General features: G+C 63.9%; 13 protein-coding genes, 1 pseudogene and 2 riboswitches. Of the genes and pseudogenes, 9 read left to right on the forward strand and 5 right to left on the reverse strand.

What is annotated here, in order from left to right; genetic code table 11:
- The 7 genes and pseudogenes from F615_RS18305 to F615_RS19430 all read left to right on the forward strand — a co-directional run.
- Nucleotides 1-544 (forward strand): annotated as a pseudogene (locus F615_RS18305) (hypothetical protein); the annotation flags it as partial.
- 1 nt (nucleotide 545) lies between these two features.
- Nucleotides 546-1,364, forward strand: coding sequence for a beta-ketoacyl synthase chain length factor (locus F615_RS19425; protein ID WP_156824615.1), 819 nt, complete (start codon nucleotides 546-548; stop codon nucleotides 1,362-1,364).
- The gene (locus F615_RS18315; RefSeq protein ID WP_019561227.1) at nucleotides 1,361-1,795 is read left to right on the forward strand and encodes a hotdog family protein; all 435 of its coding nucleotides are present in this window, start codon (nucleotides 1,361-1,363) and stop codon (nucleotides 1,793-1,795) included. The genes F615_RS19425 and F615_RS18315 overlap by 4 nt, the downstream gene beginning before the upstream one ends.
- Complete coding sequence (gene fabG, locus F615_RS0110940) at nucleotides 1,792-2,514, forward strand: 3-oxoacyl-ACP reductase FabG (RefSeq protein ID WP_019561228.1); 723 nt, start codon at nucleotides 1,792-1,794, stop codon at nucleotides 2,512-2,514. Before F615_RS18315 ends, fabG begins: the two co-directional genes overlap by 4 nt.
- 8 nt (nucleotides 2,515-2,522) lie before the next feature.
- Entirely contained in the window at nucleotides 2,523-3,296 is a 774-nt protein-coding gene (locus tag F615_RS18320) for a glycosyltransferase family 2 protein (protein WP_051090238.1), read from the forward strand.
- Nucleotides 3,293-4,030 (forward strand): ABC transporter ATP-binding protein, encoded by a 738-nt coding sequence (locus F615_RS18325; RefSeq protein ID WP_019561230.1) that lies wholly within the window; start codon nucleotides 3,293-3,295, stop codon nucleotides 4,028-4,030. The genes F615_RS18320 and F615_RS18325 overlap by 4 nt, the downstream gene beginning before the upstream one ends.
- Before the next feature lie 45 nt (nucleotides 4,031-4,075).
- Nucleotides 4,076-5,311 carry an ABC transporter permease gene (locus F615_RS19430; RefSeq protein WP_169452429.1) on the forward strand — a complete coding sequence of 412 codons (1,236 nt, stop codon included), beginning with the start codon at nucleotides 4,076-4,078 and terminating at the stop codon, nucleotides 5,309-5,311.
- Between the two features lie 142 nt (nucleotides 5,312-5,453).
- On the opposite strand, the gene F615_RS19925 is transcribed toward F615_RS19430, so the two are convergent.
- The gene (locus tag F615_RS19925) at nucleotides 5,454-6,338 is read right to left on the reverse strand and encodes a hypothetical protein (RefSeq protein ID WP_026330242.1); all 885 of its coding nucleotides are present in this window, start codon (nucleotides 6,336-6,338) and stop codon (nucleotides 5,454-5,456) included.
- 195 nt (nucleotides 6,339-6,533) lie between these two features.
- Between F615_RS19925 and F615_RS0110965 the strand changes: the two genes are divergently transcribed.
- The gene (locus tag F615_RS0110965) at nucleotides 6,534-7,973 is read left to right on the forward strand and encodes an NAD-dependent succinate-semialdehyde dehydrogenase (RefSeq protein WP_019561232.1); all 1,440 of its coding nucleotides are present in this window, start codon (nucleotides 6,534-6,536) and stop codon (nucleotides 7,971-7,973) included.
- Here F615_RS0110965 and F615_RS0110970 read toward each other — a convergent pair.
- Nucleotides 7,934-8,524: a hypothetical protein gene (locus F615_RS0110970; protein WP_019561233.1), complete on the reverse strand. Its 591-nt coding sequence runs from the start codon at nucleotides 8,522-8,524 to the stop codon at nucleotides 7,934-7,936. The two genes, F615_RS0110965 and F615_RS0110970, sit on opposite strands and share 40 nt — an antisense overlap.
- 75 nt (nucleotides 8,525-8,599) lie before the next feature.
- Nucleotides 8,600-9,877, reverse strand: coding sequence for a D-amino acid dehydrogenase (locus F615_RS0110975; protein ID WP_019561234.1), 1,278 nt, complete (start codon nucleotides 9,875-9,877; stop codon nucleotides 8,600-8,602).
- A 64-nt stretch (nucleotides 9,878-9,941) separates the two neighbouring features.
- Nucleotides 9,942-10,051: riboswitch (glycine riboswitch) on the reverse strand.
- Nucleotides 10,052-10,149, reverse strand: a riboswitch (glycine riboswitch).
- A 140-nt stretch (nucleotides 10,150-10,289) separates the two neighbouring features.
- Here F615_RS0110975 and F615_RS18335 point away from each other — a divergent pair.
- Complete coding sequence (locus tag F615_RS18335) at nucleotides 10,290-11,138, forward strand: YihY family inner membrane protein (RefSeq protein ID WP_019561235.1); 849 nt, start codon at nucleotides 10,290-10,292, stop codon at nucleotides 11,136-11,138.
- A 15-nt stretch (nucleotides 11,139-11,153) separates the two neighbouring features.
- Here the strand turns inward: F615_RS18335 and gyrB are convergent, their stop codons facing one another.
- Complete coding sequence (gyrB, locus tag F615_RS0110985) at nucleotides 11,154-13,658, reverse strand: DNA topoisomerase (ATP-hydrolyzing) subunit B (RefSeq protein ID WP_033371349.1); 2,505 nt, start codon at nucleotides 13,656-13,658, stop codon at nucleotides 11,154-11,156.
- 84 nt (nucleotides 13,659-13,742) lie between these two features.
- Nucleotides 13,743-14,849: a DNA polymerase III subunit beta gene (dnaN, locus tag F615_RS0110990; protein WP_019561237.1), complete on the reverse strand. Its 1,107-nt coding sequence runs from the start codon at nucleotides 14,847-14,849 to the stop codon at nucleotides 13,743-13,745.
- Between the last annotated feature and the right edge of the window lie 170 nt (nucleotides 14,850-15,019).

The raw sequence follows: 15,019 nt of genomic DNA on the forward strand, positions 1-15,019 counted from the left end.
GGGCTTGCGAAAACGCTCGAATCCCGCGGACGCATCGGCCGCCGCTGCCAAGGTCATCTGCTTCATGACCGTAATCATCGCCGCCCATCACCAGGGCGACAAGACGGACTACTGCCAGGCGCAGGACTTGATCAGCGTTTCCTTAGGGGCCGCCCTGGCCATGCGGGCTGCTTTGGACGCCGCCGGTCTGTCCCCCGCGGACATCGGCTATGTCAACGCACACGGAACGGCCACGCCAGCCAACGATCGCGCGGAAGCAGCCGCTCTGGCGTCTGTGTTCGGAGATCAAGGAGTGTCGGTGTCGTCCACCAAAGGCATCACTGGACACACCTTGGGGGCTTGCGGGATCGTCGAAGCGCTGATTACCGCCGAAGCACTGCGACATCAAATCTTGCCTGCAACCACCAACCTCGAACACCCCGATGCCGATTTGCCGCTCGATCTGATCGTCACTCCACGCGAAGCGAAACTGCAATATGCAATGAGCAATAATTTTGGATTTGGCGGCAGCAACTGCTCGCTAATCTTTTGCCGCAGCAACTGACGTGAGCCGCCTGAGATTCTTCCTCCATGCCGCCGGGGTTTTGGCTCCTGGCGCGATGTCGCTCGATGCGTTGCTCGAAGCCGCTCGCAACGGAACGCCGTTGACGTGGGACAACGAGGCGTTCTGCCTGCCCATGCCTTCAGCTTTGCCTGCCAATGAACGTCGCCGTGCCAGTCGCTGCGTGCGGCTGGTTTTGGCCTGCGTGGAACAAGCCTTGTCCGGCACCGGCTTCGATGCCAGCACACTGCGCTGTGTCTTCGCCACCGACGAGGGCACCGGAGAAGTCTGTCAGCAAATGCTCGAATCTTTGACCACGGTGGGGCAAGTGTCGCCGCTTGTCTTTCCGAATTCGGTGCTGAATGCCTCTGCAGGCTACTTTTCCATCGCCCATCGCAACCACCAGCCGGCCACCGTGGTGAGCTTGGGAGAGGACAGTTTTGCCAGCGGACTGCTGTGCGCCCTGACAGAAGCCCAAGCCTTCGGCCAGCCAGTGCTGCTAGTAGGTTACGACGCTGCAATCACGCCTCCCTTGGACGAACTGTTGCCCCTCAAAGAATCTCTCTGTACCTCCTGGGTGCTCAGCGTGGCCAACAAACCTGAGCACGGGCCTGTGATTGGCCATGGTGAAGTGGTTCTCACGTCGGCCGAGGGTGTGCCAGCTCCTCAGTGGCGCCCTGCTTGGCTACCCCAAGCCTGGGCCCATCACAGTGCCGCGCGGGGGTTGGCCGCACTGGGGCTGTTGGCCGCACCTGCAGGTGCTACCCTCACCCTGCCGCTGGGGGGGCTGCACCTTTTGCTTACCCTTGCTTCAGCCTCATGAAGCTCGATCGCACCGACATCGAACGCCGCGTGCCTCATGGAGGCACGATGTGTCTATTGGAAGAAGTATTGCATTGGGACAGGACGCGCATCGTGTGCCAAGCAAGCGCTCCAAGCGCCGATCATCCTCTGGCACGCGATGGCCGAGTGGCCAGTGTGATCGCTCCGGAGTACGCTGCACAAGCCACGGCCGTGCACGGCGCATTGCTCGAAGGACATGCGCAGCCTCGCGCTGGCGTCCTTGCCAAACTGGCCCAAGTCGATCTGCTGCGCCCCGATATCCCCGGCGATGCGGGCGCCCTGCGGGTGCAAGCCGAAATGCTCAGCCGCGATGTGTCTGGATGCCTCTATGGCTTCGAGGTGAGCGCTAACCATCAAACCATCTGTCGCGGCAAACTGATCGTCGCCTTCGATCGTGGGGGACGGTCGTGAGCCGTCGTGCCTTGGTCACTGGTGGCAGCGGCGGCATCGGCGCCGCCATTTGTCGCGCCCTGGCCGCACAGGGGCTGCAGGTCTTGGTTCATACCCATCGTGGTCAGGACCGCGCCCAAACTCTGGTCGAAGAAATCAGGGCCTCGGGTGGCCACGCCCACGTCGTGACTTTCGACCTCGACGACGCCCAAGCGGTGGCACGCGCCATCGAAGCAATCCTGGCCACGGGGCCGGTACAGGTTCTCGTGAACAACGCTGGCGTGCATCGCGATGCACCCATGGCTGGCATGGATGCACATACCTGGCACTCGGTGATCGATACCAATCTGCACGGCTTTTATCGAGTGACTCAACCTTTGCTGTTGCCGATGATGCGCACACGCTGGGGCCGCATCGTCAACATCAGCTCGGTCGCAGCGCAGGCAGGTAACCGCGGCCAAACCAACTATGCTGCGGCCAAGGCCGCGCTGCTCGGCGCGACCAAGTCGCTGGCATTGGAACTCGCTTCGCGCGGTATCACGGTCAATGCCGTTGCACCTGGCATCATTGACACGGCCATGACCGAATCGGCGTTTCCACCCGATCGCATTCGAGCTCTCGTGCCTGCCGGACGCGCAGGTCGGCCTGAGGAGGTGGCTGCCCTGGTCGCCTTCCTGGCGTCTGATGCCGCAAGCTACATCACCGGTCAGATCATCGGTGTCAATGGCGGGATGTATTGATGCAATCCATGGATTGGACGGACGTCTGGATTGCCATCCCGGCATACAACGAAGAACGAACCATCCGCGCTTTGGCCGAAGGAGCGCTGCGGCAATGTCCACGTGTGATCGTGGTCGATGACGGCTCGTCGGACGGCACAGCCGCTGCCATGAAGGGTCTGCCCGTGTGCCTGTTGCGTCATGAGATCAACCGTGGGAAGGCGGCCAGTCTGCGCACTGCTTTTGCCTATGCACTGGATCGCGGAGCACGCTGCTTGATCGCCTTCGACGGCGACGGACAACATGACCCCGAAGATGCCCCGGTGCTGTTGGCCGCCTGGGAGCAAGCCCCTGAGCGCATCGTCATTGGGTCGCGGCTGCACGACCGCTCGCAGTTCCCGTCCGCCCGTTACCACGCCAACCGCTTTGCGAGCTTCTGGATCTCCTGGGCCGCCGGTCATCCGATCGCGGACTCGCAATCGGGCTATCGTGTCTATCCGCGTGAGGTCATGCGCATTGCTTTGAGCCCCCGAGTTCACAGCTCTCGCTTTACCTTCGAGAGCGAAATCTTGATTGAGGCCGCTCAGCAAGGCCACCAGACCTTGTCCGTGGCCATCGCCGGGCGATATCCCCCCAACGCTCGGCCAAGCCATTTTCGGCCTGTAGTCGATATCGCCAAGATCGTCATCATGGTTGGCAGTCGGCTGTTGCGGCGCGGCATGGCTCCGCTGTCTTTGTGGCGCAGCCTAGGACCAGCACCCGTGCTACCCGGCCGCATGCCTTCGAGGTCTTGGCGACGATGAACAGCTCTGCTGTCCTGATCGCCGAGCAGCTGGTCTATCGCTACCCGGGGCAACCGGATGATACGCTGCGCGGAGTCAATCTGCGTCTGCATCGTGGCATAGCCGTGGGGCTGCTGGGGCCCAACGGCTCTGGCAAGTCCACGCTTATCAACTTGCTCATCGGTTTGCGCACCCCCAAAAGCGGACACCTCATCTATCCAGATGACAAACAGCCTTGCATCGCTTGGGTCCCGCAAGAGTACGCCTTCTATCCCGAATTGAGCTGCCTGGAAAATCTTCAGCTCTTTGCCAGCCTGCTTGACATCGACGCTCATGATCGACAGCGGCGTATTGCTTCTGCCATGGCCAATTGCCAGCTGCAGGAGTTTGCCAAACGTCGCGCACGCCATTGCTCGGGAGGGGTACGGCGGCGTCTGAACCTTGCCATTGCTTTGCTACAACAGCCAGATGTGCTGCTCCTGGACGAGCCCACGGTCGGCGTTGATCCCCAATCGCGCGCGTTTCTGCTTGAGCGTGTTCGGGAGCTGGTGCAAGGCGGCACAGCTGTGCTTTACGCCTCCCACTACATGGAAGAGATCAGCGCAGTGTGCTCGAACATCGTGTTACTCGATCGTGGCCAAGTGATCGCTCACGGTGAGCTCTCCACTCTACTGCAGGGGCCCGCAGGCGGTCCTTCTTTTGCTGATCTCGATGCCCTGTTCATGCACTACACCCACCGGTCCTTGCGTGACTGAAGCCCGCCCCTCATGACCAGAGCCGCTCATCGTCTCCATCAGATCGTGAACCTGGCCCTCAAGGAGTGGCGGCTGCTGGCACGCAATCCGCATGGCTTGGCGGTGCTTTTCTTCATGCCTGCGATGTTCATCTTGGTGATGTCTTTCACGCTGAAAAACACCCTGGTGACGCATGTCGACCTCCCTGTCACCGGCTGGGTCGTCGAAGACACCCATCCTGCTGCGCAGGCCTGGTGCCAGCAATGGCTCAACCACCATGGAGGGCAGCGTTACGCAAGCCGCGAAGCCTTGCAAACAGCCTTGCGCGAGCGCACCATTGACGCTGCCGTAGTGGTACGGTCACCATGGCTGGACAAGAACGGACGACCTCAGGCCAACCAAGTCGAGCTTTGGTTAGGAAACAGAGTACAACCCGCGGCAGCAGCTAGGCTACGCACCGAGCTGAGCTTTTCCATGCTGCAAGTGCGTTTGCGCATCGCCGCCGCTGAGGCGGGACCCTTGGCCAGCATGCTGCTCGACAGTACCTCCGCACCCGAACTGATGGGGCAGGATCATGGTCCGCGAATCCGCTATCTTTATGAAATCGAGTCGGGCCGTGCCATGACTGCCGTCCAGCAAAGCGTTCCTGCTTGGCTGGTGTTTGGAATGTTCTTTGTCGTGATTCCTATGGCCGGCGTGCTCATCCAGGAACGTAATGAAGGCACGCTCTTGCGGTTGGCCAGCTTTGGTGTAACACCGGGGACCGTGCTGGGCAGTAAGCTGGCGGCCTTCATGTTGCTGAACTGGATACAGCTGTCGTTCATGATCTTGGTGGGACGCTGGCTGGTACCGCTGTTGGGCGGCCCGGCCCTGCAATTGGACATCGAGCTCGGGTGGTTTGCACTCATGGTGCTGTCCACCAGTGCGGCTGCTGTGGGACTGGCCTTGCTAGTGGCGGCCTACAGCCGCAGCTTTGATCAGGCCGCTGCACTCGGTGGCGGCCTCAACGTGCTGCTCGGCGCCATTGCCGGCGTAATGGTGCCGCGCATGTTGATGCCCCCAATTCTGCAAACGGTCTCGGAATGGTCTCCCATGGGCTGGGCACTCGACGGCATGCAGGTCGTCTTCGTCGGCAATCCTCAGGCTGAGGATCTCTTGCTGCGTGCTGGATTGCTATGGGTCTTTGCGCTGTCGTGTCTGGCAGCTGCCTGGAATACCATTCGGCACTGGGGATCGATTGTCCCTCGATCCAGCAATTCGCCCTCGCCGGTCGCTTGCCAAGGAAGCAAGGACTCAACTTAGCCGGAGCTTGGCATGCTCCCCTGATAAGGGGTCTCGCAATCGACCTAAGCATGAGGTGGCCTGGCAATCAAGCCGCCTGGACTGCCTGCAGCGGCACGGCCGCAGCATGCAGCCAAAGCATCGTGATCTCACGATGCGTGACTCACCCCAGATCCTCCCCGCCGGCACCCACCACCCGTGTGTTGCCCAAGCCCAGCAGCTCGCGGGCTTCGCGCAGCAGCGGCATCACCTCGTGCAGCTTGCGCTGGCGACGTGAGCGCAGCAAATAGCGCTCGATGTCGAACACCAAGTCCCCCAACTCACCCAGGGTCTCGCAGCGCTCCAGGCGCGCCGGCACACGCGAGGTGAAAGGCGGCGGCTCGCGTTGGATCACGGTGCGCAGCAAGGCCCGCACCTGCTCGTGCAAGGCCATCTCCGACGGCGTGGGCCCCCCCTCGGGCGCCTTTTCGATCTCGGTGAGCACCGGCAGCTCGAGCGGCGCATCCAGCCGGACCGGGGGGAGAAGCGGCGCAGCCCCCCGGCGCGATGACCGCAGCGCCCCGACCGGCCCACGACCACGCGCTGGCGCCAAAGCCTTTGGCGCCGGTGGGAGCGACGGTGGAAGCGACGGTGGAGCCTCGGACATGAAACCGGCCGTCTCGGCCAGGGCACGGGCCAAAGGGCCTTGGGGACATGGCGGCGCTGCCGGTGCAGCTGCAGACCCGCCCTGTGTCTGTGGCGCTGGCGCAGATGCGGGTGCCGGTGCGGGCACACTCACCGCTTGCGGCATGCCCTCGGGCTCGGGCGCCTCCGGCGCTGGTGCCGCCGCCGGCGGGCTGGACAGCTCCACCAGACCCAGCCGCAGCAAGTCGTCGAAATGCTGCGGGCTGGCCCCGGCCTTCTGTGCCATGCTCAGCACCTCGGCCAAAGACCGCGTCCCATCGACCAGCCACAACACCGTGCGGTGGCGTTGGCTGAGCCGATGCACACGATGACGCAACTCCTCGTGGCCGAGGGCGGTCTTGAGGGGTATGGCCGGTGAGCTCATCGCCGAAACGAAGCGCGGGCTCACATTGTGGCGCAGCCAGCCGCATCGTGCCGAGCAACGACACGACTTGCGCCCCCAGCCTCGGTGGAAAGTCACGGTCGTGGTCGCAAGGGGCCTTCGGGGTTACAGTCGGCCCTGAGCCGATGCCTTGCATTCGTCGCGCCTCACCTGTCCCATCCGATCCCAAGACCTGCCATGACCTACCCGCACACCCAACTCTTCATCGCCGGCCAGTGGTGCGATGCGGCCGACGGCCGCACGCTGCCGGTCTACAACCCGGCCACGGGCCAGGAAATCGGCCGCGTGGCCCATGCCTCGGTGGCCGATCTGGACCGCGCCCTGCAGGCCGCCCAGGCCGGCTTCGAGGTCTGGCGCGACATGGCGCCGGCCGAGCGGGCGAAGATCATGCGCCGCGCCGCCGCGCTGATCCGCGAGCGCGCCAACGAGATCGCCCCGTTGATCACCCAAGAGCAAGGCAAGCCTCTGGCCGAAGCCAAGGCCGAGACCTTGGCCGCGGCCGATCTCACCGAATGGTTCGCCGACGAGGGCTTGCGGGTCTATGGCCGCCTCGTGCCCTCGCGCGGCAAGCCGGAGCTGCGCCAAATGGTGCTCAAGGACCCGGTGGGCCCGGTGGCGGCCTTCACGCCGTGGAATTTCCCGATCAACCAGGTCGTGCGCAAAGTCGGCCCGGCGTTGGCTGCCGGCTGCTCGATGCTGGTGAAAGCCGCCGAGGAAACTCCCGCCGGCCCGGCCGCCTACATCCGCGCCTTCGCCGACGCCGGCCTGCCGCCAGGGGTCTTGGGCCTGGTCTATGGCCAGCCGGCCGAGATTTCGAGCCATTTGATCCCGCACCCGATCATCCGCAAGATCACTTTCACCGGCTCGACGCCGGTGGGCAAGCAACTGGCCGCCCTGGCCGGTCAGCACATGAAGCGCGTGACCATGGAGTTGGGCGGACATGCGCCGGTGATCGTCTGCGAAGACGCCGACCTGGAACTGGCCGTGCGCGTCAGTGCGGCAGCCAAGTTCCGCAATGCTGGCCAAGTGTGCATCTCGCCCACGCGCTTTTTGGTGCATGAGCGCCTGCGCGACGACTTTGCGCAGGCGCTGGCGCAACATGCGCAAAGTCTCAAGGTGGGCGACGGCCTGGCCGAAGGCACGCAGATGGGCCCGCTGGCCAACCCGCGACGCCTGGCCGCCATGGCCGAGCTCACGCAAGACGCCGTGCGCAAGGGAGCCACCGTGCTGGCCGGGGGCGAGCGCATCGGCCACAGCGGCAATTTCTGGCAGCCCACCATCCTGGCCGATGTGCCTGTCGATGCGCGCGTCTTCAACGACGAGCCCTTCGGGCCGGTGGCGGCGATCCGCTCGTTCAAGACGCTGGACGAAGCCATTGCCGAGGCCAACCGCCTGCCCTATGGCCTGGCCGCCTATGCCTTCACGCGCTCGCTGAAGAACGCGGACTTGCTCGCGCGCCGCATCGAGGTCGGCATGCTGTGGATCAACATGCCGGCCATGCCCTCGGCGGAAATGCCCTTCGGCGGGATCAAGGACTCGGGCTATGGCTCCGAGGGCGGCCCCGAGGCGTTGGAAGCCTACCTCAACGTGCGTTCCGTGGCCGTGATGAACGTCTGAGAAACCTGCTCGGCACCGGACGGAGGCCGGGCGTCTTGCGTGCCGCAGCCGTCCGGCGCACGCAGCCCCTCGGGCAACTGGGCTTGCACCTGAGACCAAAAGAGGGCGGCGCGCGCCTCGCCCGCTTGGCGAGCGACGCACGCCCGGGCCAGCTGCATCCAGGACCACAGCGAGGGCTCGTCATGCACCGTGCGCACCGCATCGCGCAGGCTGGGCTCGTGATCGGGCGCCATCAGTATGGCCAATTCCAGCGCATAGATCTTGGCCAGGTGCAAGGAGCGCGGTCGTGGCCGAGGAGCGCCGGGTTTTTTCGGCACGGGCGGAGGTGCGACCACCCATTCGGCCAGCCCCAGGGCGACCAAGTCGCGCACCTGGTCCTCTTTGAGCCCCAGGCTCTCGATGATCGGCGCCAGGGCCGCCAGGCTTCGGCGGCCGTCGAGCATGACCAACAACTGCCGTTGCGCCCAAGTCCCGGGAAACGATGTGCCCTGCAAGACGGCGCGTCCCCGAGCCGTCTTGCGCAGGATGCCATGTGTCGGCCCACCCGACATGCTTTGCCTCCAGCCATGTGATGCGTGTGGTGATGCCTGCGCCCCCACGCCATCGCGGCGCAGTGTGCCCAAGGCTTACGACAAGGACGTGACAGGCCCGCAGCGCCGCGCCGGCACCGGCACGGCGACGGGATCGGGCCATGCTCGTCGAACCAGGTCGGCCACGCACTGCGCCGTGGCGGCCGACAGCGTCCATCCCAGGTGGCCATGGCCGGTGTTGTAGAACACGCGCGGATGCCGGCCGCGGCCCACGCGGGGCATCATGTCGGGCATCATCGGTCGCAGTCCGGCCCAGGGCACCACGCTGCGAGTGGACACCCCCGGAAAACAGCGCTGCACCCAGTCCACCAACGGTCGGATGCGATCGGCGCGGATGTCGCGGTTCTCACCGTCGAACTCGGCCGTGCCAGCCACGCGCAAGCGGTCCGTGCCCAATCGGCTGGTCACGATCTTGGTCTCGTCGTCGAGCAGGCTGACCGTGGGCGCAGCGGCCTGGCTGGCCTCGTCGAGCAGGTTGACGGTGATCGAATAGCCCTTCACCGGATAGACATTGACCCGGTCGCCCAGCTGCGCGGCCAGGGCCCGGCTGGCCACGCCGGCACACACCACCACGCCATCGAAGCGCAGCGTCTGCTCGCCCTCGGGACCGGCCAGCCTCATGTGCACGCCATCGTCGCGGGCTTGCAGCCGCCGCACCTCCCATCCGTACAGGCCGCGCACGCCGCGGCGCTGCGCGGCTTCGGCCAGGCCGTGGGTGAACTTGTGGATGTCGCCGGTGGTGTCGCTGTCGGTATACCAACCGCCAAAGTATCGGCCGGCCAGGGTCGGGACGATGGCGCGGATTTCCTCGGGCGTGACTGCGCGGCGCTGCAGACCGCCGGCGGCCAGCAAGGCCGAAACCCGCCGCGCATGCTCGAAGCCCGCCCGATCACGATAGATGTGCAGAATGCCCTCGCGTCGGTGATCGAATTCGATGCCCTCTTCATCGGCCCAGGCATACAGAGGCTCCCGTGCGGCAATCGCCAGGCGCACCGTCTCGATCGTGTGACGACGGTAATGCGCGATGCTGGCCATGAATTGCACAAACCAGCTCAGCTGGTGCCAGCTCGGCCGCGGATGCACCAGCAAGGGCGCGTCGGCCTTCAGCATCCATTTCAGGCCTTTCCACACCGTGGAGGCATGGTTCCACACTTCGGCATTGGAGGCAGACAACTGCCCGCCGTTGGCATAAGAGGTTTCCATCGCGGCATAGCGATGGCGCTCGACCAAGGTCACGGACAAGCCGCGGCGGGCCAGGGCATAGGCGGTGGTGACGCCGGTGATGCCGGCGCCGATGATGGCAATCGAAGGCATGAGAGCTCCTCTCAGGCAAAGCCACGCGTCGAGGCGGGAAGCCCAGGCCACGTGCCGCAGCCTGGACGCCCCCTCTGTTGCGGACCTGAGAGATTCACGGAGGCGCGCGAGGCTCCCGCTTGCTCCTTCGGTGCTGGCCGGCGACGCGAACGGCCGGCAGCTCTTCAGAGTCGGTGGGCGATGCCGGTCCTGGGGCCTGAGAGTTTCCGGGGCGGTTGCTCCTTCGGCGCCGCCTGGGCATGTGCACAGGCAGGCTCTCCCGACATCACCATGGCTGCCTTCGGGCGGCCACCCTTGGATTGTGCCCGAAACCTTGAATTGGGCTGCAGGCATCGGAGCGTCCGGACTTTCACCGGGCTTCGATTCTCGGACAATCCGCCGCGCGCCCGACGAAGACTTCCCGAGGAATGCCATGCGTTTGCCACGCTCCAGACTGTTCGAGCGGCTGCAGGACGCCCAGCTCGCCCAGGCGGCCGCCAGCCTGAGTTTCACCACCTTGCTGTCGCTGGTGCCACTGCTGGCCGTGGGATTTGCGCTGTTCACGCTGGTGCCTGCCTTGCGTCCGTTTCGGCGTACGCTCGAAGGGCTGTGGCTGCCGCATCTGCTGCCAGCGGACCTTGCGCAGCCCGTGCTGAGATACCTCGGCCGCTTTGCCGACAATGCCCATGGGCTGAGCTGGAGCGGCGCGGCCTTGCTGCTGGTGGCCGCGCTGGCCATGATGTTCACGGTGGAGACCGCGCTGAACCGGATCTGGCAGGTGCGCCAAGGCCGCCCCTGGCGCAAGCGCCTGGCGCTGTACCTGCCCCTGCTGGCCGCCGGCCCGCTGGTGCTGGGGTGGAGTCTGTGGGCCACCTCGCGGGCCTTGGCCCTGTCTCAAGGCCTGATGAGCCCGTGGCCGCCGGCGGTCGAGGTGTTATGGACCTTGGGTCCGGCTGCGCTCAACCTGGCGATGCTGTTCTTGCTGTTCTACCTGGTGCCCCATGCCCCGGTGCGCTGGCACGAGGCGCTGCTGGGCGGCTTGCTCGGTGCCGCCGGGCTCGAAGCCGGCAAACAGGCTTTCGCGACCTACGTGCTGGCGCTTCCCACGTACCGCACCTTGTACGGCAGCTTTGCCGTGTTCCCGGTGTTCCTGCTGTGGATCTATTACTCCTGGGCCGTCACCTTGGCCGCCGCGGTGGTGACCGCGCATCTGGGGTCCCTGCGCGCGGCACGCGGCCGGGGCATCGGCCGCGCCGCAAGGCCCGGGCGAACTCGGGCTTAGGGCCTTGCCGCCGTCTCACACGTCGATGTTGGCCGCCCGCAGCGCATTGCTCTCGATGAACTCGCGCCGCGGCTCCACCTCGTCGCCCATCAGCATCGTGAACACTCGGTCGGCTTCGATCGCGTCTTCGATCTGCACGCGCAACAAGCGGCGCACCTTGGGATCCATCGTGGTTTCCCAGAGCTGTTCGGGGTTCATCTCGCCCAGGCCCTTGTAGCGCTGGCGTGTGACGCTGTTTTCAGCCTGCTGCATCAGCCAAGCCATGGCCTGGCGGAAGTCGCTGACCTGGGCTTCTTTCTGCTTGTCGCCTTCGCCCTTGCGCACGATGGCATTGGGGCCCACCAAGCCTTTGAACATGCGGCCGGCAGTGCTCAACGCTTCGTAGTCGGCGCCATGCACGAAGTCGGCACTGATGACCGTGGTCTTGAGATTGCCATGGTGTCGCCGGCTGATGCGCAACATCTGCTTGTCGGTGCGTTCGTCGTACACGGCCTCGACCTCGGCATCGTGCAATGCGGCCTTCAGTGCCGCTGCCGAGGCATGCGCCTGCTCGGCCGTGTCCAGTTGCAGCTCCAAGCCATCGGCCAGCGCGCGCAAGGCTTCCACATCCATCCAATTGGCCAGACGGTGGATCACGTTGTTGGCCAGCACGTACTGACGCGCCAAGGCTTCGAGCGCCTCGCCTTCGAGCACCGTGCCATCGATGCCCGTTTCCAATCGGGCATCCTTCAGCGCCACGCGCAGCAAGTAGGCGTCGAGCTCGTGGGCATCCTTGAGGTACTGCTCTTCCTTGCCCGACTTGACTTTGTACAGCGGCGGCTGGGCGATGTAGATGTGGCCACGCTCGACCAGCTCGGGCATCTGGCGGTAGAAGAAGGTCAGCAACAGGGTGCGGATATGGGCCCCGTCCACGTCCGCGTCGGTCATGATGATGATGCGGTGATAGCGCAGCTTGTCGGGATTGAAATCGTCTTTGCCGATCCCGGTGCCCAAGGCGGTGATCAAGGTGATGATTTCGTTGCTGGACAACAGCTTTTCGTAGCGCGCCTTCTCCACGTTCAGGATCTTGCCGCGCAGCGGCAAGATGGCCTGGAACTTTCGATCGCGCCCTTGCTTGGCGCTGCCGCCGGCCGAATCCCCCTCGACGATGTAGATCTCGCTGAGCGCGGGGTCTTTTTCCTGGCAGTCGGCCAGCTTGCCCGGCAGACCGAGTCCATCGAGCACACCCTTGCGGCGGGTCATTTCACGCGCCTTGCGCGCGGCTTCGCGGGCGCGAGCGGCCTCGACGATCTTGCCGCAGATGATCTTGGCATCGGTGGGGTTCTCCAGCAACCAATCGGTGAGTTTGCTGGAGACGATTTCTTCCACCGGCCCACGCACTTCGCTGGAGACCAGCTTGTCTTTGGTTTGGCTGGAAAACTTCGGCTCGGGCACTTTGACACTGATCACGCAGGCCAGGCCTTCGCGCATGTCGTCGCCGGTGATTTCGACTTTGGCCTTCTTGGCCAGTTCGTTGTCTTCGATGTACTTGTTGATCACCCGCGTCATTGCCGCACGCAAGCCGGTGAGGTGGGTACCGCCATCACGCTGCGGGATGTTGTTGGTGAAGCACAGGACGTTTTCGCTGTAGCCATCGTTCCACTGCATGGCCACTTCGACACCGATGGTGGTGCCTTGCTCGCTGAGCTTCTCCCCCACGGCATGGAAGACATTGGGGTGCAAGACCTTCTTGCCCTGATTGATGAAGTCGACGAAGCCCTTGACCCCGCCAGAAAACGCAAAGTTGTCCTCCTTGTTGTGGCGTTCGTCGACCAGACGGATCTTCACGCCGTTGTTCAGGAAGGACAGCTCGCGCAATCGCTTGGCCAGAATGTCGTAGTGGAAATCGTTGTTCTGCTGAAAGATCTCGTCATCGGGCAGAAAGTGCACTTCGGTGCCGCGCTTGTCGGTCTCGCCAATGATCTTCATGGGACTGACGGCCACACCGTCGCGCATCTCGATCAGGCGGTCTTGGGGCACGCCCTTGCGAAACTCCATGAAGTGCACCTTGCCGTCGCGCCGTACCGTCAGGCGCAGCCATTTGGACAAGGCGTTCACGCAGGAGACACCCACACCATGCAGCCCCCCCGAAACCTTGTAGCTGTTCTGGTTGAACTTGCCACCGGCATGTAGCTCGGTCAAGGCAATCTCGGCAGCCGAGCGCTTGGGCTCGTGCTTGTCGTCCATCTTCACGCCAGTGGGAATGCCGCGGCCATTGTCGATCACGGAGATCGAGTTGTCGGTGTGGATGGTGACGACGATGTCATCGCAATGCCCTGCCAAGGCTTCGTCGATGGAGTTGTCCACCACTTCGAACACCAGGTGGTGCAAGCCCGTGCCATCGGAGGTGTCGCCAATGTACATGCCAGGGCGTTTGCGCACGGCCTCCAGGCCTTCGAGGATCTGGATGCTGTTTTCGCCATAGCCGCCTGCGTCCACAGGCGTGGAGGAAGGTTTTTGGCTCGAGGTCGGGTCAGACATGAGGAAACTCTTTTCAAACATGCATGCCCGCTCATGGCGGGCATTGGGAGATAAGGGTCCAACGAGGGATGGGCCGATCGGGCCTCAGATCCTCATGGGCATCACGACGTACTTGAAGTCGTCGTCGTCAGGGATGGTGATCAACGCGCTGGAGTTGGCGTCCTGCAGATCGACTCTGACCATGTCTTGGCTCATGTTGGCCAGGACATCGACCAGGTAAGTCACATTGAAGCCGATTTCGATGGTGTCGCCACCGTAGTCGATTTCGATGTCCTCCTTGGCTTCTTCCTGCTCGGCATTGCTTGCGGCAATGCGCAGCAGGCCCGGCTCGATGTTCAGGCGCACGCCCTTGAACTTCTCGCTGGTGAGGATGGCTGCTCGTTGCAGGCTGGCCAGCAGCGCGGCGCGACCCAGCACGACGCTGTTCTTGTGGTTTTTGGGAATGACGCGGTTGTAGTCGGGGAACTTGCCTTCGACCAGCTTGGTGACGAATTCCATGCCCGAGAAAAGGAACTTGGCCTGGTTGCCGGCAAAGCGCATCTCGATGGGCGTGTCTTCGTCTTTGAGCAGGCGTTGCAATTCCAGCACGGTCTTGCGCGGCAGGATGACTTCCTGACGCGGCATCTCCACCTCCAGCGTGGCCTGGGCCAGGGCCAGGCGGTGACCGTCGGTGGCCACGAGCGTGAGCTGCCGGCCTTCGGCCACGAACAGGATGCCATTGAGGTAGTAGCGGATGTCGTGCACCGCCATGGCGAAGTGCACCCGCCCGATCAGGGTTTTGAGTGTTTTCTGCGGCACGCTGAAGCTGGGGCCGAAATCGGCGGCTTCTTGCACCAGCGGAAAGTCTTCGGCCGGCAGCGTTTGCAGCGTGAAGCGGCTCTTACCGCCGGTCAAGGTGAGCTTGTTCTGTTGGGCTGACAGCGACACCACTTGCTCGGCCGGCAAGGAGCGCAGGATGTCGATCAACTTGCGCGCCCCCACCGAGGTGCTGAAGTCGCCCGCATCGCCTTGCAGTTCGGCCGTGGTGCGCACCTGGATTTCCAGGTCACTGGTGGTGAACTCGACCAGCGCCCCGGTCTTGCGAATCAGCACATTGGCCAGGATGGGCAGGGTGTGGCGACGCTCCACGATGCCGGCCACGGCCTGCAAAGCGCTGAGCACTTGGTCCTGGGGTGCTTTCAACACAATCATGTGAACCTCTTGAGGTGGTAGCCGTAGTAGGGGGCCGGTTTTTTTGTGGAAAACGCTATTTTGTCTTGTTCGATCAAGGCTTTGGAGCGGGGACAAGCCTGTGGCTTGCCGTCGGGGAACGACGCGGGCGAAGTGACAACAACTTCGCGCAGACACGCCAGCCTGTGGAC

The sequence above is a fragment of the Caldimonas manganoxidans ATCC BAA-369 genome (assembly GCF_000381125.1).
Lineage (GTDB): Bacteria > Pseudomonadota > Gammaproteobacteria > Burkholderiales > Burkholderiaceae_C > Caldimonas > Caldimonas manganoxidans.

Excerpts from the sequence above, each read along its gene's own strand:
- F615_RS18315 (WP_019561227.1), top strand. The coding sequence starts at position 1,361 with ATGAAGCTCGATCGCACCGACATCGAACGCCGCGTGCCTCATGGAGGC.
- F615_RS18320 (WP_051090238.1), top strand. The coding sequence starts at position 2,523 with ATGGATTGGACGGACGTCTGGATTGCCATCCCGGCATACAACGAAGAA.
- F615_RS18325 (WP_019561230.1), top strand. The coding sequence starts at position 3,293 with ATGAACAGCTCTGCTGTCCTGATCGCCGAGCAGCTGGTCTATCGCTAC.
- F615_RS19925 (WP_026330242.1), bottom strand. The coding sequence starts at position 6,338 with ATGAGCTCACCGGCCATACCCCTCAAGACCGCCCTCGGCCACGAGGAG.
- F615_RS0110965 (WP_019561232.1), top strand. The coding sequence starts at position 6,534 with ATGACCTACCCGCACACCCAACTCTTCATCGCCGGCCAGTGGTGCGAT.
- F615_RS0110970 (WP_019561233.1), bottom strand. The coding sequence starts at position 8,524 with ATGTCGGGTGGGCCGACACATGGCATCCTGCGCAAGACGGCTCGGGGA.
- F615_RS0110975 (WP_019561234.1), bottom strand. The coding sequence starts at position 9,877 with ATGCCTTCGATTGCCATCATCGGCGCCGGCATCACCGGCGTCACCACC.
- F615_RS18335 (WP_019561235.1), top strand. The coding sequence starts at position 10,290 with ATGCGTTTGCCACGCTCCAGACTGTTCGAGCGGCTGCAGGACGCCCAG.
- gyrB (WP_033371349.1), bottom strand. The coding sequence starts at position 13,658 with ATGTCTGACCCGACCTCGAGCCAAAAACCTTCCTCCACGCCTGTGGAC.
- dnaN (WP_019561237.1), bottom strand. The coding sequence starts at position 14,849 with ATGATTGTGTTGAAAGCACCCCAGGACCAAGTGCTCAGCGCTTTGCAG.